This window comes from Claveliimonas sp., assembly GCF_037273965.1.
Taxonomy (GTDB): domain Bacteria; phylum Bacillota; class Clostridia; order Lachnospirales; family Lachnospiraceae; genus Claveliimonas; species Claveliimonas bilis.
In genome coordinates, this window is sequence record NZ_JAYAZJ010000061.1 from 1 (window position 1) to 21,110 (window position 21,110).

Sequence of the window (21,110 nt, forward strand, 5' to 3'; positions counted from 1 at the left end):
AAAAGTGAAAAAAGTGTTGACGTGAGGGCTGTTTCATATTATTGTTTAATCAAGAAATGGATACATTATCAAATATCAACGATAAGGAGGAATGAGAGATGGATCCAATGATAATCACACTGATTCTGCTGGCGTTTGCGATCGTCATGTTCGTGCTGGAGAAGATACCGCTTGCACTTACTTCCATGATCGTCTGTATTGCGCTGGTGGTAACGGGCGTGCTCTCCATCGAGGAGGCATTTGAGGGGTTTATCGATACAAACGTGATCCTGTTCGTGGCGATGTTTATTGTAGGAGGAGCGCTCTTTGAGACAGGTATGGCAAACAAACTGGGAGGTATCGTAACGAAGTTTGCCAAGACTGAGAGACAGCTGATCGTTACGATCATGGTCGTGGTAGGTGCGATGTCCGGATTCCTGTCAAACACAGGGACCGCAGCCGTGTTGATACCGGTAGTGATCGGAATCGCCGCAAAGTCCGGCTATTCCCGGTCGAAGCTGCTGATGCCGCTCGTATTTGCGGCGGCCATGGGTGGCAATATTTCCCTCATCGGAGCGCCAGGCAATCTGATTGCACAGGCGGCGCTGCAGGACATAGGACTGAACTTCGCGTTCTTTGATTACGGCAAGATCGGCCTCCCCATGCTGGTCGCGGGTATCCTGTTCTTTGCTACTATCGGGTATAAGCTTTTGCCGGATAAGCCCAGCGTGAAGACAGAGACTACATTTGACGAGGAAGTGGATTACAGCAATGTACCGGCCTGGAAGCAGTATCTGGCACTGGTCATCCTGGTGCTCACCATCCTGGCTATGATCTTCGAAGATGTCATCGGGATCAACCTGGCTATTTCAGGAGGTATCGGAGCGATCCTGCTGATCCTGACCGGGGTTATCTCCGAGAAACAGGCCATCAGGTCAATCGATATGCAGACCATCTTCCTGTTCGGAGGGACTCTGTCGCTGGCAAAGGCACTTGAGGTCACTGGAGCAGGAGAGAAGATAGCGGAGGTAGTTATTGGTATGATCGGAGATAACGCCTCTCCGTTTCTATTGCTGGTCGTGGTATTTGTCCTTGCCTGCGTGATGACCAATTTCATGTCCAATACAGCTACAACAGCGCTCCTGGTGCCTATCAGTATCTCGATCGCTCAGGGAATGGGAGCCGACCCCAGTGCGGTAGTGATGGCAACGGTCATTGGAGGCTCCTGCGCATATGCTACCCCCATTGGAATGCCGGCTAACACCATGGTACTGGCTCCCGGGGGATATAAGTTTACAGACTATGTAAAAGCGGGGTTGCCGTTGATTCTGGTCTCCACAGTAGTAAGCCTTATTCTTCTGCCTGTCTTTTTCCCATTCTATCCGTAAAATGTAGAGTACATAAAAAAGGGTGAAGAGGGCTTCGGGATAACATGAACGGAAGATGTATGAAAGCGGCATAAGTGCCGAGTCTTAGAAAATGAGAAGAAATGAAAAGGAGGAAGTTAAAAATGAGTAAGGAGCAGTCAGTAAAGAAAATGACGGACGTTATGGCAAAATTCGTCGCCTATACAGGGAAAGTCCTTCCCGATGACGTTCGTACCAAGCTGGCAGAGCTGAGGGAAAAGGAGACAGGTGAACTGGCGAAGACCATTTATGACGCCATGTTTAAGAACCAGGAGCTGGCGAAGACACTGGACCGTCCCAGCTGCCAGGATACCGGAGTGCTGCAGTTCTTCGTAAAATGCGGCGTAAACTTTCCGCTGATCGGGGAAGTAGAAGCTCTCCTGAAAGAAGCGGTGATCCAGGCGACTATTGATGCGCCGCTCCGCCACAACAGTGTAGAGACATTTGATGAATATAATACCGGGAAAAACGTGGGCAAAGGAACGCCCACTGTATTCTGGGAGATTGTGCCGGACAATGATCAGTGTGTTATCGACACTTACATGGCTGGCGGCGGATGTACTCTTCCGGGAAAAGCCATGGTACTGATGCCCGGGGAAGGTTATGAGGGAGTGACAAAATTTGTGATGGATGTCATGACAAGCTATGGACTGAATGCATGTCCGCCTTTGCTTGTAGGCGTGGGAGTGGCCACATCTGTTGAGACTGCCGCTCTCCTTTCCAAGAAGGCGCTCATGCGTCCTCTGGGAACGCATAATCCCAACGCCCGCGCCGCTGAGATGGAGAAGCTGCTGGAGGACGGGATCAATGCAATTGGCCTGGGTCCTCAGGGAATGTCCGGAAACTATTCCGTCATGGGTGTACATATCGAGAATACGGCGAGACATCCTTCCACTATCGGTGTAGCTGTTAATGTAGGATGCTGGTCACACAGAAGAGGACATATTGAGTTTGATAAGGACCTGAATTATACGATCACTTCTCATAAGGAGGTAGAATTATAATGGCAAAGAAAATACTTACAACACCTATCAAAGCAGAGGATTTAGAGGATATCCATATCGGAGATATCATTTATCTGAACGGACATATTACCACATGCCGTGATGTAGCCCATAGACGTCTGATCGAAGGAGGAAGAAAACTGCCTGTGAATCTGGAGGGAGGCGCTATCTTCCATGCGGGGCCTATCGTCCGCCCGGTAAAAGGGGAGGAAGACAAGTATGAGATGGTATCTGTAGGACCTACGACCAGTATGCGAATGGAAAAATTTGAGTATGAGTTCATCCGCGAAACAGGCGTGAAACTGATTGTCGGGAAAGGAGGAATGAAAGAAGGAACCATGAAGGGCTGCAAGGAATTCAAAGCACTGCACTGTGTATTCCCAGCGGGATGCGCAGTAGTCGCAGCGGCGACAGTAGAAGAGATCGAGGATGCCAACTGGAAGGATCTTGGTATGCCGGAGACGCTGTGGACCTGCAGAGTGCAAGAATTCGGGCCGTTGATCGTGTCCATTGACACCCACGGGGGAAACCTGTTCGAGGAGAATAAGGTTATCTTCAACGAGAAAAAGGATAAAGCCGTTGAAGAAATCTGTAAACATGTAAGCTTTATCAAATAACGCGGGGATAGAGAAGTTTTAGACCCTGTGAAGCAGATCAGCAAACAGCAGACAGCTGAAAGCCAAACCTAAATTTTTGCCAATGAGCCATACAAAGAGTTTCTGCTATGATCTTTGTATGGCTTTTCTGTCTTTTGAGCTGTAAAAGGAAAGAGATATTTAATTTATCAAACAGATCGGATAATTATAAGGAAAGGAAGAATGATGTGGACAGAAAAAAGGAGTGGAAAAAAATATTGCTCCGGGCAGTGAAGATAGCGGTGGGGAGCAGCGCAGCCATCTATATTGCAGAGCGGATGGGACTTGAGTATGCTGCATCGGCGGGAGGTATTGCGCTGCTTACTCTTGTGACGACAAAATGGGAAACAGTAAAACTATCTGTGTACAGACTGCTTTCTTTCTTTTTCACTGTTTTGTTGGCAGAGCTTACAATCGGGCAGATGAAAAGTGAGTGGATCGCCTACGGCATCTTTATGTTTGTAGTCATGACAGTCTGTCATGCGCTGGGATGGCAAGCCACCATGTCTGTAAATTCGGTAATAGGAACTCATTTTCTTATGACAAAAGATTTCGGATATTACTTTGTTATAAATGAGTTTCTACTTGTTGTAATTGGTATCGCCATCGCTTTTATCCTCAACCTGTTCTATGACTATAAAAATCAGAAAAACGGGTTGATCAACAGTATGCGGGACACGGAGAACCGTCTGCAGAAAATCCTCGGGAGCTTGGCAGCATATCTCGCTGGAAAGGATATACAGGTAAATGTATGGGAGGAAATCAGGTTGCTGGAGTGTGATCTGGATATGTTTATCCGGGATGCGTGTGAGTATCAGGACAATACTTTTCACTCCTATCCGGGATATTATATAGATTACTTTGAGATGCGTATGAAACAGGTGGGTATCCTTCACAACCTTCATTATGAGATTAAGAAGATTCGGGAAATTCCCCGGCAGGCCATGATCATTGCGGAATATATTCTTTATCTGACTCCTTTCGTGGTAGAGGTTAATTTTCCGGACGAGCAAATTAGCAGACTGGAAAGAATCTTCAGTGAGATGAAGAAGGAACCGCTTCCCGTGACTCGGGAGGAATTTGAGGGAAGGGCAGTGTTGTATCATATCCTGATGGATCTTGAAGAGTTTCTGATTTTTAAGAAGCAGTTTGTAGAAGGACTGGATGACAAACAAATGGAACGGTACTGGAACCAAAAGAAAGAGGAGTGGTGCAGGAGTGAATCAAGGCTGAAAAAATGGATCAGAAAATAGTCGTATATTATATCCAATGCAAGGCGCGAGAAAAACAAAAAAATGCATAAAAAGATGAGAAAGAATTTGTGAAATAGTTAGAATTGACAAAATGAGAATGATAATGCATAAGGTTATGATTTTCCAGGTACTGAATGTATTCATGACGAGAAAATACGAGCTGAACAAAGACGGATCCTGCCGGGAACATTTAAGGCAGGTAGAGCATGAAAACGTATTTTCACAGCTTAAAAACTTAGGAAGAAATAAAATATATTAAGAAACTTTACCGGAGACTGTTGGAAGATATGGCAGTCTCCTTTTTACTGTTTTCAAAATAAAAGGATTTATAAAATTGGTATTGTGTCACTTCCTGAATTGAAAATATTTATAGGGTATGGTAAAATTGTAAAGAATTTGAACCCTATAAATGCGGAGGTTTTAAGAAAGATGGAAAGCTACAAACAGGAATTTATACAGTTTATGGTAGAAAGTCAGGTGCTCAAATTCGGAGATTTCACATTGAAGAGCGGAAGGAAGTCCCCGTTTTTTATGAATGCAGGCGCCTATGTAACCGGTTCACAGTTAAAGAAGCTTGGTGAATATTATGCGAAAGCGATCCATGACAGGTATGGTGATGATTTTGACGTACTGTTCGGACCTGCTTACAAGGGAATCCCGCTGGGAGTTGTGACAGCGATCGCATACAGTGAACTGTATGGAAAAGAAGTGCGTTACTGCTCCGACCGTAAGGAAGAGAAGGATCACGGCGCTGATAAGGGAAGCTTCCTTGGCAGCAGTTTGAAAGACGGCGACAGAGTCATCATGATCGAGGATGTGACAACATCCGGTAAATCCATGGAGGAGACAGTACCGAAAGTCAGAGGAGCGGCAGATGTGACTATTGTGGGTCTTATGGTGTCTCTGGACCGTATGGAAGTAGGGAAAGGCGGCAAAAAGCGCGCTCTCGAAGAGATTAAGGATCTGTACGGATTTGACACGGCAGCGATCGTTACCATGGACGAGGTGGTAGAATGCCTGTATAATCAGGAGTGCAACGGAGAAGTTATTATTGACGATGCGTTAAAAGCGGCGATCGATGCATACTATGAAACCTACGGAGTAAAATAAACAGGAGGGATTTTTATGAGTGAAAAGGCATACAAAGCAATGGGAAGCGCCGGGGCTGGAAGTATTGTTATCGGCGTGATCATGATCGTTGTCGGTGTTGCAGCCGGCGTAATTTCCATCGTAAGCGGCGCTCGCCTTCTGAAGGAAAAGAATGGATTGATTTTTTAAAAAGTGTCAGAAGGTGAAGGATTGAGTCATAAAAAAAACAGGCGGCTGCGTATATTTGGAAAAATCCTATTTATTCTGTATATTGCATTTATTGTATATTTTCTTCTGTTTTCAGATCTCTATGGAAGGACGGGGGTAAGGACACAGTATAGTTACAACCTCGTCCTTTTTAAGGAAATAAAGAGATTCTGGCAATATCGGGAACAGCTGGGATTTTATGCAGTTGCATCTAATCTGCTGGGAAATGTCCTGATTTTTGTTCCGTTTGGCTTTTTTCTGCCTATGGCCAGTACATACAGAAATTTTTTCTCGGCAGTTTTTTACAGTTTCAGTTTGAGTTTATGCGTGGAGACATTCCAGCTTCTTACTATGGTAGGAAGTTTTGATGTGGATGATCTGCTTTTAAATACAGTAGGAGGCGCAGCAGGGTACCTTGTATTTGTTGTCTGCGCAGCGATAAGGAGAAGGCATGTTTCTAAGAAGTCTGAAAGAAGCCGCGGATGACAGGGCGGAAGAGCGAAAAAAAAGAAAGATAGAAAAAGAAAAAATGAAAAGGAGAAGCCGGAAATACGGGCAGGCGCAGCTGAAACATTCCCGCCGGGGAATAAAGTCCTGTTTTTTAGCTGTATGCGCCCTCTTTATTCTTGTTTTGATCTTTTCAGTTTCTTACATAACCAGAGGAGATGTAGGCATCCTGATAGGGCTTTGCGGAATCCTTGTGGTCGTCCTTGCGGTATCTGGATTAAAGGCCGGAATACAGGGACTGAAAGAACGGGAAAAAAATTATATTACCTGTAAAGTGGGGATTGCACTGAATGGAGTCTTTCTTCTGGGTATGGCTGGAATTTTTGTAAGGGGGCTTTTTTAGATGATTGAAGAGCGATATCAACTTGTGATGGAGAGAATTTCGCAGATTCCGGGTGAAAATACGGCGGCGGAAAAGTTTCGCCCGTATTTTCGGAAGACTGCGGAATTTATTCTTTTATTGGATCGGTTAAAAGAAAATATAGATTCCGGAGCATACAGGAAACTGTCTCTGGAAGATCTGGAGCAGTGGAATCAAAAGCTGTATGAGGATATTCTGCCGGAACATTATGAGACAAGCTATGCGAATCCGGCTTATGCACAAGAGAAGCTGGGAGAGGAGTACGGACAGATATTAAGTTTCCTCTATACGGAACTTCGAGGGGGAATCGTCTGGGTGTTTGAGCAGCACACAGAATATCTGGATATTCTGTATGAGCTTTTTGTGGAGATTTATAACTGCTTTGAGGATGAGGGATCTCCGGATGAAGGCGAGCTGAAGAAAATTATTTACTGGTATGCCAGCGACTACTGCGATGTGTTTGTGGCGGACCGGATTCTTGAGCAGATCGATCCGTCGGAACGGTTTGCGGTAGATATCATAGAGAACAGCGATCTTTCCGATTACAGATATCTTTACTATTTCGGAGAATATATCAGCGAAAATGAGATCCGTACAGCAAAGCATCTTATGTCCCTCCCGGAAGAAAAGATTCAGAAAATGGCGGATGTGTACACGGAAGGTTACCGGATCGGTTTTGTCAATACCGGAAAAGACCTGTCCAAGAAGAGTACAGTGAATATCCGCTATGTGCTGGGATTTGAACGTGTGATAAAAGCGGCGATAGAAAATTTTGCAAAGATGGGACTAAGGCCGATCGTCTACCGGGCTGCTGTCAGTGGGCTGACAAAGCGGGGAACGGCGAAAGTAGGTTACTGTGGAGGCAATCCTAATAAGCAGTATGATTACGACCACAGAAATGATCAGGGCCTGTTTTTGAATAAACGTTTTACAGAGCGGAAATTAGAAGTGATAAAGACGGTCTATGAAAGGCATAAGGATCTGGCAGCAGGTCTGGCGGGACCGGCTGTCATGGAAACCTTCGGAGAAAAGCCTTTTAGCCCGGAGCCGAAAGAGGAAGCCATATCTCTGACAGAGAAGCAGGAGGAGCAGCAGCTTTTATTTGACTCCAGATCAGGCCAGCTGACCAATCAGTATATCAAAGGAGAGGAGAGAAGCTTTACGATTATTGCTTATCCTGTTCCGGAGATCGGGGAGAAATATGAAGAGATCTTCGACGAGGTTGTGAAGATCAATACCCTGGACGCGAAACTTTATACAAAAGTACAGCAGACGATCATAGACGCTCTCGACCAGGGAAAATACGTCCGGGTGATCGGAGGAAACGGGAACCGGACAGACATGAAGGTGCAGCTTTTCCCGCTTAAGGATCCGGAAAGAGAAACGATCTTTGAAAACTGTGTGGCTGATGTAAATATTCCGGTGGGAGAAGTATTCACCTCTCCTGTATTGGAAGGAACAGAAGGAACGCTCCATGTCAGCAGGGTATACTTGAATGAACTGCAGTATCAGGATCTGGAACTTACCTTTGCTGATGGAATGGTCACAGGTTACCGGTGCGGCAACTTTGAAAATGAGGAGGAGGGAAAAAAATATATCCACGATAATATCCTCCATAAACATCCGTCCCTTCCTCTGGGAGAGTTTGCCATTGGAACAAACACGACTGCCTATGCAGCGGCAAAGAAATATAAAATCGAGGATAAGCTGCCGATTCTGATCGCGGAGAAGATGGGACCTCATTTTGCGGTGGGAGATACCTGCTACAGCTGGAGCGAGGATATTAAGGTCTATAACCCTAACGGCAAAGAGATCATGGCAAGAGATAATTCCGTGTCTGTAAAAAGAAAAGAGGATGTGTCCAAGGCATATTTTCACTGTCATACTGATATTACCATCCCCTATGAAGAACTGGAGAAAATTGCTGTTGTGACCGGGGACGGCAGGGAGATTGTTATTTTGGAACAGGGCGAATTTGTCCTCCCGGGCACAGAGATTTTAAATGAACCATTGAAAAATACGAATAAATAAGCTATTATTTATCTGCAAAGCTTATAAATAAGTGAGAAAGGATGAAAACTATGCCAAAAGTAGGAATTGTAATGGGAAGCGACTCTGACATGAAGGTCATGAGCAAGGCTGCTGACATGTTGGAAAAACTGGGAATTGAGTATGAAATGACGATCATCTCTGCCCACAGAGAACCGGATGTATTTTTTGAATATGCAAAATCAGCGGAAGAAAAGGATTATAAAGTCATTATCGCAGGCGCGGGAATGGCTGCACACCTTCCGGGAATGTGCGCAGCAATTTTCCCAATGCCGGTTATCGGCGTGCCTATGTCCGGAAAGAATCTGGATGGACAGGACGCACTTTACTCTATCGTACAGATGCCGCCGGGAATCCCGGTTGCAACAGTTGCCATCGATGGAGGAATGAACGCAGCTATCCTTGCAGCCAGAATCCTTGCAACTTCCGATCCCAAGCTTCTTAAGAGACTGAAAGCCTATACTCAGGAAATGAAGGAAACTGTTCAGGCAAAGGCAAAGAAGCTGGATGAACTTGGCTATAAAGAATACATGAAGCAGATGTAATAAAGGAGATACGGTATGGATTATAAAAATGCTGGTGTAGATATTGAAGCAGGTTACAAGTCAGTGGAACTGATGAAAGAACATGTGAAAAAGACAATGCGTCCGGAAGTTCTGGGCGGCCTGGGAGGATTTTCAGGGGCATTTTCTTTAAGTAAGATCAAAGACATGGAAGAACCGGTTTTACTGTCCGGAACAGACGGATGCGGAACAAAAGTAAAGCTTGCCATGATCCTGGACAAACACGATACGATCGGTATTGACGCTGTTGCAATGTGTGTCAATGATATTGCGTGCGCAGGCGGAGAGCCGCTGTTTTTCCTGGATTATATTGCCTGCGGTAAGAACTACCCGGAGAAGATCGCAAGTATTGTGAGCGGCGTGGCAGAAGGATGCCTTCAGTCAGAGGCTGCTTTAGTGGGCGGCGAGACAGCGGAGCATCCGGGACTTATGCCGGAGGATGAGTACGATCTGGCCGGATTTGCAGTAGGTGTCTGCGATAAAAAAGATATGATCACCGGAGAGGATCTGAAAGAAGGAGATGTCCTCATCGGAATGGCATCTACCGGTGTGCACAGCAATGGATTTTCCCTTGTGCGCAAGGTGTTTGAAATGACGAAAGAGTCTTTGGAGACTTATTATGAAGAACTGGGAACTACACTTGGAGAAGCTCTCTTAGCGCCTACAAGAATTTATGTAAAAGCGCTGAAAAATGTGAAGAATGCCGGCGTGAAGATCAAAGCATGCAGCCACATTACAGGCGGCGGATTCTATGAGAATGTTCCGAGAATGTTAAGCGAACACACCCATGCCGTTATTGAGAAGGACAGCTATCCGGTCCCGCCTGTTTTCGGCATGCTGGCAAGAGAAGGCCAGGTGGAAGAAAAGATGATGTACAATACTTTTAATATGGGAATCGGAATGATAGTAGCAGTAGACGCGGGGGATGTGGACAAAGCCATGGAAGCAATGCGTCAGGCTGGAGATACGCCTTATGTGATCGGACAGATCAAAGCGGGAGAAAAAGGAGTTACTTTATGTTAAAAGTTGCAGTGCTTGTTTCCGGAGGGGGTACCAATCTGCAGGCTGTTCTGGACGCGATAGATGCGGGCAGGATCACGAATGCCGGCGTGTGCGGCGTTATCAGCAACAACAAAAATGCCTATGCCCTGAAACGTGCGGAAGATCACGGTATACCGGCACAGTGCATTTCTCCGAAGGATTATGAGACAAGAGAAGAGTTTAACGAGAAGTTTTTGGAGGCAGTGGATGCCCTGACGCCGGATCTGATCGTACTGGCGGGATTTCTTGTGGTGATCCCGGCAAAAATGATCGAGAGATACCGGAACCGGATCATCAATATCCATCCCTCATTGATCCCTTCTTTTTGCGGAACCGGCTTTTACGGACTGAAGGTGCATGAAGCGGCTCTTGCAAGAGGAGTCAAAGTGACAGGAGCAACGGTGCATTTCGTAGATGAGGGGACAGATACCGGGCCCATCATTTTGCAGAAGGCTGTAGAAGTGGAGGCAGATGATACCCCGGAGAAGCTCCAGAGACGTGTGATGGAGCAGGCAGAGTGGAAGATCCTTCCCCAAGCCATTGATCTGATTGCAAACAACCGGATCACAGTGGAAGGAAATCAGGTGAAGATCAGCAGGTAGGAGGAAGCCAATGAAGGTATTAATTGTAGGAAGCGGAGGAAGAGAACATGCCATCGCATACTGCGTGGCAAAGAGCAGTAAAGTGGATGAGATCTACTGCACGCCGGGAAATGCGGGAATTGCAGAGTATGCGGTATGCGAACCCATCGGCCCTATGGAATTTGATAAGATCACAGCATTTGCAAAAGAAAAGAAGATCGACCTTGTCATTGTAGGTATGGATGATCCGCTGGTGGGCGGTCTGGTGGATGAACTGGAAGCAGCTGGTATCCGGGCGTTCGGACCAAAGAAAAATGCAGCGATCCTGGAAGGATCCAAAGCTTTTTCCAAAGATCTGATGAAAAAGTATCATATTCCTACTGCGGCTTATGAAAATTTTGACGATGCGGATGAGGCAATTCATTATCTGGAAACAGAAGCGAAGTTTCCGATCGTTTTGAAGGCGGACGGGCTTGCCCTTGGAAAAGGCGTGCTGATCTGCAATACGCTGGAGGAAGCAAAAGAGGGCGTAAAGACCATTATGCTGGATAAAAAATTCGGCGCTTCCGGAAATACAATGGTGATCGAAGAGTTTATGACCGGCCGTGAGGTGTCCGTGCTGTCCTTTGTGGATGGAAATACCATCCGCACAATGACAAGCGCTCAGGATCACAAAAGAGCGGGAGACGGCGATACTGGACTGAACACCGGAGGAATGGGAACTTTCTCTCCAAGTCCTTTCTATACAAGAGAAGTGGAAGAATTTTGTGAGAAGTATATCTATCAGGCTACCGTAGACGCCATGAAGGCAGAAGGCCGTCCTTTCAAGGGAGTAATCTTCTTTGGACTGATGCTGACAGAGGACGGACCGAAAGTATTGGAATACAATGCCCGTTTCGGGGATCCGGAGGCACAGGTGGTGCTGCCCCGTATGAAAAATGACATCATTGAAGTAGTGGAAGCATGTATTGACGGCACTTTGGATCAGATCGATCTGCAGTTTGAGGATAATGCCGCTGTATGTGTTGTCCTTGCATCAGACGGCTATCCGCTGGCTTATGAGAAAGGGCTTCCGATCCACGGACTTGATGAGTTTAAGAAGCATGAGGGATATTACTGCTTCCATGCAGGCACAAAATTTGACGGCGATCAGATTGTGACAAGCGGCGGACGTGTGCTTGGCATAACAGCGAAGGGAAAAGACCTGAAGGAAGCAAGAGCCAATGCCTATGCGGCTACCGAGTGGGTGTCATTTGACAACAAATATATGCGCCATGATATTGGAAAAGCCATAGACGAGGCGTAAAAAGACGGATTTTTGCATGTCCCCGCACCGACTGTCTGTTTGAAACAGGGCAGATCCGGCGCGGGGATTTTTTATGGAGGATGGAGTATGGACTTAGTATCTGTTTTGCTTGTGGAAGACGACAGAACCATTGTGGAAAATCTGACAGGATTTTTAAAAGAAGAGGGATTTTCGGTGAAAAGTACCGGGAGGCAGGAGGAAGCGCTGCGCCTCTTAGAGGAGCAGAAGTTTGATCTGGCTCTTTTGGATATTACTCTTGCTTCCGGAAGCGGGTTCAGCATATGCGCCAGGATCAAGGCGGAATATCAGATTCCTGTGATCTTTCTCACGGCAATGAGCGATGAATACTCTGTGGTGGCAGGACTTGACATGGGGGCGGATGATTATATCAGCAAGCCCTTCCGTCCAAGGGAGCTTGTATCCAGAATGAAATCAGTACTGCGCCGATATTTAAGAAGCAGCCAGATCGTGACGGTGCAGGATATTTCAGTTGATGTAGAAAAGGGAGTGGTGAAGAGAGATAGCAGGGAAATTTTCCTCTCTGCTTTGGAATACCGGCTTCTTCTTGTCTTTTTGAACCACAGGGGGAAAATCATGACGCGTTCTGCCCTGATGGAGGAACTGTGGGATATTACCGGAGAGTATGTCAATGACAATACACTTACGGTGTATATCAAAAGGCTGCGGGAAAAAATAGAAAAGGATCCCCAAAACCCTGTGATCGTAAAGACCGTCAGAGGGATGGGATACAAAATGGAATAAAAGGAGGAGAGTATGGGAATGTGGAAAAACAGGGATATCTGGATCCCGGCATCCGTCAGCGCAGCAATCATACTGGCAGTGACACTGGCTGCAGCGGTCATCCTTTCTCCTGAAGCGGCAGGAGCTGCTGCATTTATGGGAATATGTCTCTTTGCTCTCTTTATGGGGACGGCGTTTTTCAGGGAAAAGTCCATACGGAAGCTTTCGGAAGAATTGGACCGGATCCTTCATGGCGAAGAAGGACTTGAGATTTCACATTTCCGGGAAGGAGATCTGGAAATCCTTCGGGACGAAATTGCCAAAATGACATGGACATTAAATCAACAGTCCCGGAGACTTGCGGATGATAAGGAACAGCTTTCCAGAGCGCTTGCCGATATTTCTCATCAGATCCGCACTCCGTTAACTTCTGTGAATCTGATGGCGGAGCGGATGAGAAGGCCGGACATTTCCGAGGGGGAATGGCGGAAGCTGCTTAGGGAAATGTCCCATATGCTGGGGCGTATCGGATGGCTTGTGGACACCCTTTTGAAACTTTCCCGGCTGGATGCAGGAACTGTGACATTGAAACAAGAAAAATTTCCGGTAAGCAGCCTGATAGAAGACGCCCTGCGGACGTTTGCAGTTTCCATGGAACTTCATGGACAGACCTGCATTGCAGATGAGTCGGAAGATATCTGTATTTCAGGAGATTACACATGGACATTGGAAGCGCTGCAGAATGTGATGAAAAATGCGCTGGAGCATACGCCGGAGGGCGGGAAAATATGGATTGAGATAAAAGATACAGTGCTTTATGTACAGATGAGTGTCATTGATTCCGGACCGGGGATTCCCAAAGAAGATATCCCCCATCTTTTTGAGCGGTTTTACCGGGGAAAAACTGCCGGAAAAGACAGCTTTGGAATTGGCCTTTCCCTTTCAAGAGCTGTCCTTTCTCTTGAAAACGCCGTGATACTGGCAGAAAATTCCAAAGACCGGGGAGGATGTTTTATCCTGCGGTTTTATAAATAGTGACAGAACTGTCACCTCACTGTCACGGCCCTGTCATGTGGAGATGCTATACTTGTGAAAAAGATAGGAGGGACTTATGAAAATGCATGAGGATATTTTACGGGTAGAAAATCTTTCCAGAATATATGGACAGGGTGAAAATGAAGTGTGCGCGCTGGATCATGTGTCTTTTTCCGTGCGGAAAGGGGAGTTTGTGTCCGTGATCGGAGCATCGGGATCGGGAAAATCTACGCTGCTTCATCTGATCGGAGGTGTGGATCGTCCTACAGAAGGGAAAGTATATGTAAATGGCACAGATGTCTACAGTCAGAAGGAGGATGCGCTTGCTATTTTCCGCCGCCGTCAGGTGGGACTGATCTATCAGTTTTACAATCTGATCCCGGTGCTGACAGTGGAGGAAAATATGACGCTTCCTGTATTGATGGACGGACGGTCGGTCAATCAAAAAAGAGTGGAAGAGCTTTTGGATATCCTGAAACTGAAAGACAGAAGAGGGTATCTTCCCGGACAGCTTTCAGGAGGCCAGCAGCAGAGAGTATCTATTGGGCGCGCCCTTATGAATGCTCCGGCAGTGGTTCTTGCAGACGAACCCACCGGGAATCTTGATTCGGGAAACAGTCGGGAGATTGTAGAGCTTTTGAAGTATTCCAACAGGATTTATGATCAGACTATGATCATGATCACCCACGATGAAGATATTGCGCTTCAGGCGGATCGGCTCATTGAGCTTGCAGATGGAAGAATCATCAGAGATGAGGTGATCCGGGGATGAAAAATATTTTCTATAAGATCACGGCAAGAACAATGGGGCTGAACCGGACGAGAACAATTGTAACCATACTGGGCGTTATTCTCTCGGCGGCAATGCTGACGGCAGTTGCTGTGTTCGGCATCAGCGTCCTGAATTATATTGAAACAAAGACGGTGGAGAAAGAAGGAAGCTGGCATGTAGCGGCAGAGGGATTTACAGAAAAAGAACTTCAGGAAATCAGAAAGGACAAACGGATCAAATCCCTATCCATACAAAGAGAAATCGGTTATCTGAGAGGATCTGAAGCGGACGGGGACTATATCAGGATTTTCAGCCGGGATAAAAGTGCGTGGGAGAATCTTCCGCTGGAGATTGAAAAAGGACGGATCCCTGAAAATGAAAGGGAGATTCTGATCCCTTATGAAGGGATTGAGCTGGAAGGCAAGAAGGCGTCTGTGGGCGACACAGTGACCTTAAAATCAGGACAGTTTTTTATGGACGGCAGACATATGGTATCCGATCAGGCTGCCTCTTTGTCAGCTGACGGGGAAGAAGAGGCGGCAGAGGGAGCGGAAAACAGTTCGGTCTCATTTCAGGAAAATGAAAGCGGTACGTATCAGGTGGTGGGCGTCTATCACGATGTGCAGCAGGCCAGAGCGGCAGCCGGCTTTTTCGGATATATGCTGATTGCAGGGCCTTACGGAACATTGCCGGAACACAGTTATTGCGATGTCTATATTGAGATGAAAAATCCAAAGGATGCAGATGCATTTATAGAGGACTGGCTGGAGGGGAAAGAATATGGATCCTATGTTTCCTGGAGCAGACACGACAGCCTGCTTCGGTGGCAGGGAGTTTTCCGCAACGACAGATATACGTACATGATAGGCGGAGCGCTGGGAACACTTCTGGCAGTCATAATGGCGGGATCGGTACTTCTGATCTACAATTCTTTCTCCATTTCCTTAAGAGAGAGAACGGTACAGTTTGGACTTTTGGCTTCTGTGGGGGCGACGAAAAAGCAGCTTCGCCGGTCTTTAAGATTTGAAGCATTTGTTGTCAGCGCTGTGGGGATTCCACTTGGGCTTCTGGCAGGAGCAGCCGGAAGTGCCGTGACACTTCATTTTATCGGAGCGGGGCTGACAAGTTTTATCTATGGAGAGAAAGGTACTGTAGAGATGTCCTGTCCTCCGGCAGTGTTGGCAGGCTCGGCTGTGCTGGCGTTTCTGACGGTGCTTTTGTCGGTGTGGATACCGGCAGCGCGGGCAGGGAAGGTATCGCCTATGGAGGCTGTACGGTCCCTGCAGGATATCCGGATTCGCCCTCGGGAAGTCAAATCTGCAAAATTAACCGGTCGTCTGTTCGGACTGGAGGGAATGCTCGCGGGGAAAAATTACAGAAGGGACCGGAAAAAATACAGAAGTACCGTGATTTCGCTTACCATGAGTATTGTGCTGTTTGTGACAGCTTCTTTGTTTTTCCTGTACATGGAAGAGGCGGGGAGCACGATTTTGAATCCTCCTTCCTATGAATTGCAGTACCAGAAAATATTAGGATGGAACGAAAGCGAGGATGATAAAAACGCTCTGATCCGTACTAAGGCCATGCTGGATGAGGAAGAACTTGTAGATTCCTACGAAAGTTATAAAGAATTTTCCATCTTGATCCCGATGCGGCAGGAAGATGTAAGCGAGGCTTACCGGTCGGAAAATTACTGGGAAGAGCTGGCGGACGGAAGCATACCATTCCATTGCAGTGCTGTTGTTTTGCAGGATAAGGATTATGAAACTTACCTGAAAGAGCAAAGACTTGAAAAGCCAAAGAGCGGCAGCGGCGTCATTTATGCCATTTATTATGATCAGGTACAAAGTTATAATGAGGAAACGCAGAGTTATGATAAGGTGCCGGCACTGACGGAGAATGTAAAGCGCCGGGAACTGGGAGCCGGGCGAGTTTTACACAGGAAGGATGAAAAGGAAAAGACAGGAGACGCCGGAGAATATGAGCAGCTTTTTCAAGTGGAACTGGCGCAGGAGGCCAGAGAACTTCCGCTGCAGTGCGGAACGGAAAATGTTTTCAAACCCGTTTTGATCCTTTCAGAGGAACAGGCAAAGCAGTATGCAGAGTATATCGATCAGCCGGTAAAAGAGGGATGGGAAGCGGAAGAAGAGTTGTATATCGCTTATTTTCAGATCCACGCGGAAAATTATATAGAAGCGGCGGAAAACCTAGAAGAAGAGATTCAGAATATGCCGGAAGAACAGCAGGGAAGCCTTTACACGCCGGCAGAGGATGCGGCAATGAGCAGGCAGGCGGTGACGGCGATCCGGGTGCTGTGCTATGGATTTATTGTGCTGCTGTCCATGATCGCAGTGGCGAATGTGTTTAATACGATCTCTACCAATCTGATGCTCAGACGAAAAGAATTTGCCATGCTGCGTTCCGTAGGCATGACAGGAAAAGGATTCCGGAAAATGATGCTTTACGAATGCCTGGTCTATGGGACGCGATCTGTTTTATACGGATGTATCCTTTCTTCTGCTGTCAGCATTCTATTCTGGAAATTTACCAGCCAGGCCAGCGGACAGGAACTGATATTCCCGTGGAGTTATTTCCTGACAGCGGCAGCAGGCGTGCTGGCGATCGTTCTTGTGACTATGATCTACACCATGAGGAAAATACGAAAATTTAATATTATTGACGAACTGCGGATGGCATAATAAGGGACGGATCCCGGTATTTTTGGCCGGAGAGTCTCCTAGTAGTTTCCAAGCTCTCCGAGATATTTGTCAATTTTCTTGAGGCGTTTCTCGATTCCTCTGGCCTTATGGCTGACGGTTTCCAGAAGCGCCTCTGTTACAAACTGCGGAGCTGTCATACAGTTGAAAAAGGCGTTGCTGTCTACCGGGGCAGTCAGAAGAACGGTGGCGTATTCCGCCAGAAGGGCGCTGGGCTTATCGGCTACAACGATGATCTTGGCGTCTGCTTCACGCGCCATTTGAGCACAGATCTTATCTTCTGAAGAATACCGGGGAAAGCTGAATACGATCAGACAGTCATCTTTGGAAATGTTGCACAGATGATCTATGGGGCTGATAGCGGCAGAACTTGTAGATTCCACATTGGGAACCATGTGCTTCAGATACAGAAGAAAATAGTCCCCAAGAGAGGAGTTCCCGCGGGAGGCGGTGATGTATTTATGCCTGCTTGCCACGATGATATCGGCGGCTTCCTCAAAGGCGGTACTACTGTTGGAAGTCAGTGCGTTTTCCAGATTTTTGGCGGCGTTTTTAAAATGGCGGTTGATGTAATCGGCGGTATTTGTAAGCTTTGCCCGTTTTGCAATGCGCTGTGAAGGAACGGTGATAGAGCTGGAAATACTAAGCACCTTATCCTGATAATCTTTTCTCAGATTTTTCTGGAAATCCATGAATCCGTCATAGCCCAGAGAACGGCTGAAACGGATCACAGAGGATTCGCTTACTCCAAGTTTCATAGCGATTTCTGTGGAAGTCATAAAACAGGCATCCGCAGAATTGTCCAAAACATATTTTGCGATCATCTTTTGAGTTTTGGTTAGTGAAGTATTATTGATCATTGTCCGCAATTCTTTCATAAAATCCGTCCTCCGTTTATTTTGCACGCTTATTCTGTTCATCTTATAATAGTATTTAAACATGAATCAGGGAAATATGCAAGTAAATTGTATTTACAATTGAAGTTTTTAAACGACAATTAAGAGAAATCGTGAAAAAAATAACTTTTATTGAACATTATAAAACATTGTGCTAAGATTATTTTAAAGACAAATGAATAATATTCTTCAAAAAATATTTTTTTTGAAAAATATTTTTCATCCGGATCCGGTGCAGGCGGATTTGGAAAAACAAGCACTATTTATAACGATTTAGGAGGGTTTGAAAGTGAAAGTAGGATGCGTAAAGGAAATCAAAAACAATGAATTTCGTGTAGGTATGACACCGGACAACGTAAAGAGCTATGTAGCAGCAGGACATGAAGTTTATATTGAAAAAGGTGCTGGTGTAGGCTCAGGGTTCAAAGATGATGAATATGAAGCAGCAGGCGCAAAAATGATCGACGCTGCAAAAGATGTATGGGATACTGTTGAAATGATGATCAAAGTAAAAGAGCCGCTTCCGGAAGAATATCCCTTATTCCATGAAGGGCTGATCCTTTATACATATCTTCACCTGGCAGCTGACAAGCCGCAGACAGATGCTCTTTTGAACGGAAAAGTAAAGGGCGTTGCTTATGAAACATTGTTTGATCCAAAACAGGGCGGACTTCCGCTTCTTGCTCCTATGAGCCAGATTGCCGGACGTTTAAGTATCCAGGAAGGTGCTAAATATCTGGAGCAGACATTTGGCGGAGAAGGCGTTCTTCTTGCAGGTGTACCGGGAACTCCAAAAGCAAACATCGTTATCCTCGGAGGAGGTAATGTAGGAACAAATGCATGTAAGATTGCTGTCGGAATGGGAGCTAACGTAACAATTCTTGATATCAGTCTTCCAAGACTGGCTTATCTGGATGATCTGTTTGGAGCACGTATCCAGACACTGGTATCCAATGATGCAAATATTGAAAAAGCAGTAAAAGAAGCTGACCTGGTAATCGGAAGCGTACTGATTCCTGGAAAAGCTGCTCCGAAGATCTTTAAGAAGAAATATCTCAAAGAGATGAAACCGGGCGCTGTATTTGTAGACGTTGCTGTAGACCAGGGCGGATGCGGCGAGACAACAAAAGTAACCTATCATGATGACCCGATCTTTGTTGAGGACGGAGTTGTTCATTACTGTGTAGGAAATATGCCAGGTGCTGTTCCGAGAACATCAACCATCGCACTGACAAACGCTACTTTAAATTATGGTCTTCAGATTGCAAACAAAGGTCTGGAGAAAGCATGTGTAGACAATGAGGTAATTTACTCTGCAATCAATACCTATGATGGAAAACTGACATGCAAGAACGTAGCAGACAGCTTTGACTGCTATGAATATGTAGATGTTAGAGAAATCTGCAAATAGTGCCATGAGTCCTATGATAAAGTAGTTTGCCTGTAAAAAAGGCTGCTATCCCGAAGAATCTCCTCCGGGTGGCAGCCTTTTTCTGATATTAAGAAAAATATGTTATGTATGCATGTCCGGGGCTAAGGCAGGACGCCCGCTCTTGCAAAAAAGCCGGGAAGCAAGTATGATAGACATGAATTTGAGTGTATCTTATCTGTGATGGAATATATCGGGAGAGAAAGGCGGTTGCAAATATGATAGAGATAAACAAGGAAAAATGTATCGGCTGTGGAGCATGTGTAAAGGATTGCCCGGGAAAAGCTCTGGAGCTGAAGGACAAGAAGGCGGAATATATCCGTAAATGTATCCAGTGCGGGCACTGTGTGGCCATCTGTCCGGTGAATGCGGTGTCCATTCCGGATTATGATATGGCAGAGGTAGAAGAGTTTGATAAAGACAGTTTTGTTCTGGATCCCGGAACCTATCTCCACGCAGTGAAATTCAGAAGAAGTATCCGACAGTTCCGCGGCGCTCCGGTAGAGCAGGAAAAACTGGAGCGTATACTAAGCGCTGGACGGTATACAGCCACGGCCAAGAATGAACAGGGCTGCAGGTTTACACTGATCCAGAAAGAGCTTGCCGAATTTAAAGAACTTTTCTGGAAAGAGCTGCCGGGAATCCTGGATGTCCTGGAGGAGGAAGCTCCGCTCTATGCGAGGGTGTTCCGTTCTTTCTATAAAAAACATCAGGAGAATCCTAAAGAGGACAGCTTTTTCTTTAATACGCCTGCCTTTCTTGTGATCACGGCTAAAAATGTGCTGGATGCAGGTCTTGCGGCAGCGAACATTGAGAACATGGCTGTAGCCGAAGGGGCCGGCGTGCTGTACAGCGGATACACAAGAGCGGTCATAGACGCAAGCAAGACGCTCCGGGAATGGCTGGGAATCGGCAGCCGGACCGTTGCCTGCTGTATGCTGATCGGATATCCGGCAGTGTCTTATAAAAGGACAGCTCCGAGGAAACAGGGAAATATTGTCATCAGATAGCATTTCTTTTTCTTGCAGAGTCTGCGGTATGTGTGCTAAGTTATATATAACAAAAGAAAACCTGAAAAGGAAATGGTGATACTATGTTGATAAAGATTGATTTCAACAGTGATGAAGCGATTTATATGCAGGTGCGCAACCAGATCATCATGGGGATTGCGACTTCTGAAATCCGGGAAGGCGATGCGCTGCCCTCTGTTCGGCAGCTGGCGCAGGCGGTGGGAATAAATATGCATACTGTAAATAAGGCCTACAGTCTTCTAAGGCAGGAGGGCTTTATCCAGCTGGATCGGAGAAAAGGAGCTGTGATCGCGCTGGACATCGACAAGATCGAGGCGGTGGAGGAAATGCGTCAGCAACTTCGCATTATACTGGCAAGGGGATGCTGTAAGAATATTTCCAGAGAAGAAGTTCACGCACTGGTAGATGAAATTTTTGAAGAGTACTCTTAGAACGCTTCCGGCGGACGCAGAAAAAGGAAAGGAGTAAAATCTGAGTATGCCCGGGCGCATACCGGAAGAAAAGACAA

The 21,110-nt window shown here is 46.2% G+C and carries 22 protein-coding genes; 21 read left to right on the forward strand and 1 reads right to left on the reverse strand.

What is annotated here, in order from left to right:
* The first annotated feature begins 98 nt into the window (after positions 1 to 98).
* The 18 genes from WJ238_RS04600 (at position 99) to WJ238_RS04685 (ending at position 17,228) form a co-directional block, all read left to right on the forward strand.
* Positions 99 to 1,367 carry an SLC13 family permease gene (locus WJ238_RS04600; protein WP_230105262.1) on the forward strand — a complete coding sequence of 423 codons (1,269 nt, stop codon included), beginning with the start codon at positions 99 to 101 and terminating at the stop codon, positions 1,365 to 1,367.
* Positions 1,368 to 1,489: 122 nt separating this feature from the next.
* Complete coding sequence (gene ttdA, locus WJ238_RS04605; protein WP_230105263.1) at positions 1,490 to 2,389, forward strand: L(+)-tartrate dehydratase subunit alpha; 900 nt, start codon at positions 1,490 to 1,492, stop codon at positions 2,387 to 2,389.
* The gene (ttdB, locus tag WJ238_RS04610; RefSeq protein ID WP_230105264.1) at positions 2,389 to 3,006 is read left to right on the forward strand and encodes a L(+)-tartrate dehydratase subunit beta; all 618 of its coding nucleotides are present in this window, start codon (positions 2,389 to 2,391) and stop codon (positions 3,004 to 3,006) included. Before ttdA ends, ttdB begins: the two co-directional genes overlap by 1 nt.
* A gap of 206 nt (positions 3,007 to 3,212) precedes the next feature.
* Positions 3,213 to 4,277, forward strand: a complete 1,065-nt coding sequence (locus tag WJ238_RS04615; RefSeq protein WP_230105265.1) for an aromatic acid exporter family protein — start codon at positions 3,213 to 3,215, stop codon at positions 4,275 to 4,277.
* Between the two features lie 91 nt (positions 4,278 to 4,368).
* Positions 4,369 to 4,536 carry a hypothetical protein gene (locus WJ238_RS04620; RefSeq protein WP_337606281.1) on the forward strand — a complete coding sequence of 56 codons (168 nt, stop codon included), beginning with the start codon at positions 4,369 to 4,371 and terminating at the stop codon, positions 4,534 to 4,536.
* 170 nt (positions 4,537 to 4,706) lie between these two features.
* Positions 4,707 to 5,387 (forward strand): orotate phosphoribosyltransferase, encoded by a 681-nt coding sequence (gene pyrE, locus WJ238_RS04625; protein WP_230105267.1) that lies wholly within the window; start codon positions 4,707 to 4,709, stop codon positions 5,385 to 5,387.
* A 15-nt stretch (positions 5,388 to 5,402) separates the two neighbouring features.
* Positions 5,403 to 5,555 carry a hypothetical protein gene (locus WJ238_RS04630; RefSeq protein ID WP_230105268.1) on the forward strand — a complete coding sequence of 51 codons (153 nt, stop codon included), beginning with the start codon at positions 5,403 to 5,405 and terminating at the stop codon, positions 5,553 to 5,555.
* A 21-nt stretch (positions 5,556 to 5,576) separates the two neighbouring features.
* Positions 5,577 to 6,059, forward strand: a complete 483-nt coding sequence (locus WJ238_RS04635) for a VanZ family protein (protein WP_230105269.1) — start codon at positions 5,577 to 5,579, stop codon at positions 6,057 to 6,059.
* Positions 6,025 to 6,423, forward strand: coding sequence for a DUF6142 family protein (locus tag WJ238_RS04640; protein WP_230105270.1), 399 nt, complete (start codon positions 6,025 to 6,027; stop codon positions 6,421 to 6,423). The genes WJ238_RS04635 and WJ238_RS04640 overlap by 35 nt, the downstream gene beginning before the upstream one ends.
* Positions 6,424 to 8,472 carry an aminopeptidase gene (locus WJ238_RS04645; protein ID WP_230105271.1) on the forward strand — a complete coding sequence of 683 codons (2,049 nt, stop codon included), beginning with the start codon at positions 6,424 to 6,426 and terminating at the stop codon, positions 8,470 to 8,472.
* A 50-nt stretch (positions 8,473 to 8,522) separates the two neighbouring features.
* Complete coding sequence (gene purE, locus WJ238_RS04650) at positions 8,523 to 9,035, forward strand: 5-(carboxyamino)imidazole ribonucleotide mutase (RefSeq protein ID WP_230105272.1); 513 nt, start codon at positions 8,523 to 8,525, stop codon at positions 9,033 to 9,035.
* A gap of 15 nt (positions 9,036 to 9,050) precedes the next feature.
* Positions 9,051 to 10,076, forward strand: coding sequence for a phosphoribosylformylglycinamidine cyclo-ligase (purM, locus tag WJ238_RS04655; protein ID WP_230105273.1), 1,026 nt, complete (start codon positions 9,051 to 9,053; stop codon positions 10,074 to 10,076).
* Positions 10,070 to 10,696 (forward strand): phosphoribosylglycinamide formyltransferase, encoded by a 627-nt coding sequence (gene purN / locus WJ238_RS04660; protein WP_230105274.1) that lies wholly within the window; start codon positions 10,070 to 10,072, stop codon positions 10,694 to 10,696. The genes purM and purN overlap by 7 nt, the downstream gene beginning before the upstream one ends.
* 10 nt (positions 10,697 to 10,706) lie before the next feature.
* Positions 10,707 to 11,981: a phosphoribosylamine--glycine ligase gene (gene purD, locus WJ238_RS04665; RefSeq protein ID WP_230105275.1), complete on the forward strand. Its 1,275-nt coding sequence runs from the start codon at positions 10,707 to 10,709 to the stop codon at positions 11,979 to 11,981.
* An 87-nt stretch (positions 11,982 to 12,068) separates the two neighbouring features.
* The gene (locus WJ238_RS04670) at positions 12,069 to 12,743 is read left to right on the forward strand and encodes a response regulator transcription factor (RefSeq protein WP_230105276.1); all 675 of its coding nucleotides are present in this window, start codon (positions 12,069 to 12,071) and stop codon (positions 12,741 to 12,743) included.
* 12 nt (positions 12,744 to 12,755) lie between these two features.
* Positions 12,756 to 13,757, forward strand: coding sequence for a sensor histidine kinase (locus WJ238_RS04675; protein ID WP_230105277.1), 1,002 nt, complete (start codon positions 12,756 to 12,758; stop codon positions 13,755 to 13,757).
* Positions 13,758 to 13,833: 76 nt separating this feature from the next.
* Positions 13,834 to 14,529, forward strand: coding sequence for an ABC transporter ATP-binding protein (locus WJ238_RS04680; protein WP_230105278.1), 696 nt, complete (start codon positions 13,834 to 13,836; stop codon positions 14,527 to 14,529).
* On the forward strand, positions 14,526 to 17,228 hold the full coding sequence (locus WJ238_RS04685; RefSeq protein ID WP_230105279.1) for an ABC transporter permease: 2,703 nt from the start codon (positions 14,526 to 14,528) through the stop codon (positions 17,226 to 17,228). Before WJ238_RS04680 ends, WJ238_RS04685 begins: the two co-directional genes overlap by 4 nt.
* A gap of 38 nt (positions 17,229 to 17,266) precedes the next feature.
* On the opposite strand, the gene WJ238_RS04690 is transcribed toward WJ238_RS04685, so the two are convergent.
* Positions 17,267 to 18,124, reverse strand: a complete 858-nt coding sequence (locus WJ238_RS04690; RefSeq protein ID WP_230105280.1) for a MurR/RpiR family transcriptional regulator — start codon at positions 18,122 to 18,124, stop codon at positions 17,267 to 17,269.
* Positions 18,125 to 18,431: 307 nt separating this feature from the next.
* On the opposite strand from WJ238_RS04690, the gene ald reads away from it, so the two are divergent.
* The 3 genes from ald to WJ238_RS04705 all read left to right on the forward strand — a co-directional run bounded on the left by ald (position 18,432) and on the right by WJ238_RS04705 (position 21,033).
* Positions 18,432 to 19,553 carry an alanine dehydrogenase gene (gene ald, locus WJ238_RS04695; protein WP_230105281.1) on the forward strand — a complete coding sequence of 374 codons (1,122 nt, stop codon included), beginning with the start codon at positions 18,432 to 18,434 and terminating at the stop codon, positions 19,551 to 19,553.
* A 236-nt stretch (positions 19,554 to 19,789) separates the two neighbouring features.
* Positions 19,790 to 20,581 (forward strand): nitroreductase family protein, encoded by a 792-nt coding sequence (locus tag WJ238_RS04700; RefSeq protein WP_230105282.1) that lies wholly within the window; start codon positions 19,790 to 19,792, stop codon positions 20,579 to 20,581.
* Positions 20,582 to 20,664: 83 nt separating this feature from the next.
* Positions 20,665 to 21,033, forward strand: a complete 369-nt coding sequence (locus WJ238_RS04705; RefSeq protein WP_230105283.1) for a GntR family transcriptional regulator — start codon at positions 20,665 to 20,667, stop codon at positions 21,031 to 21,033.
* The last annotated feature ends 77 nt before the right edge of the window (positions 21,034 to 21,110 follow it).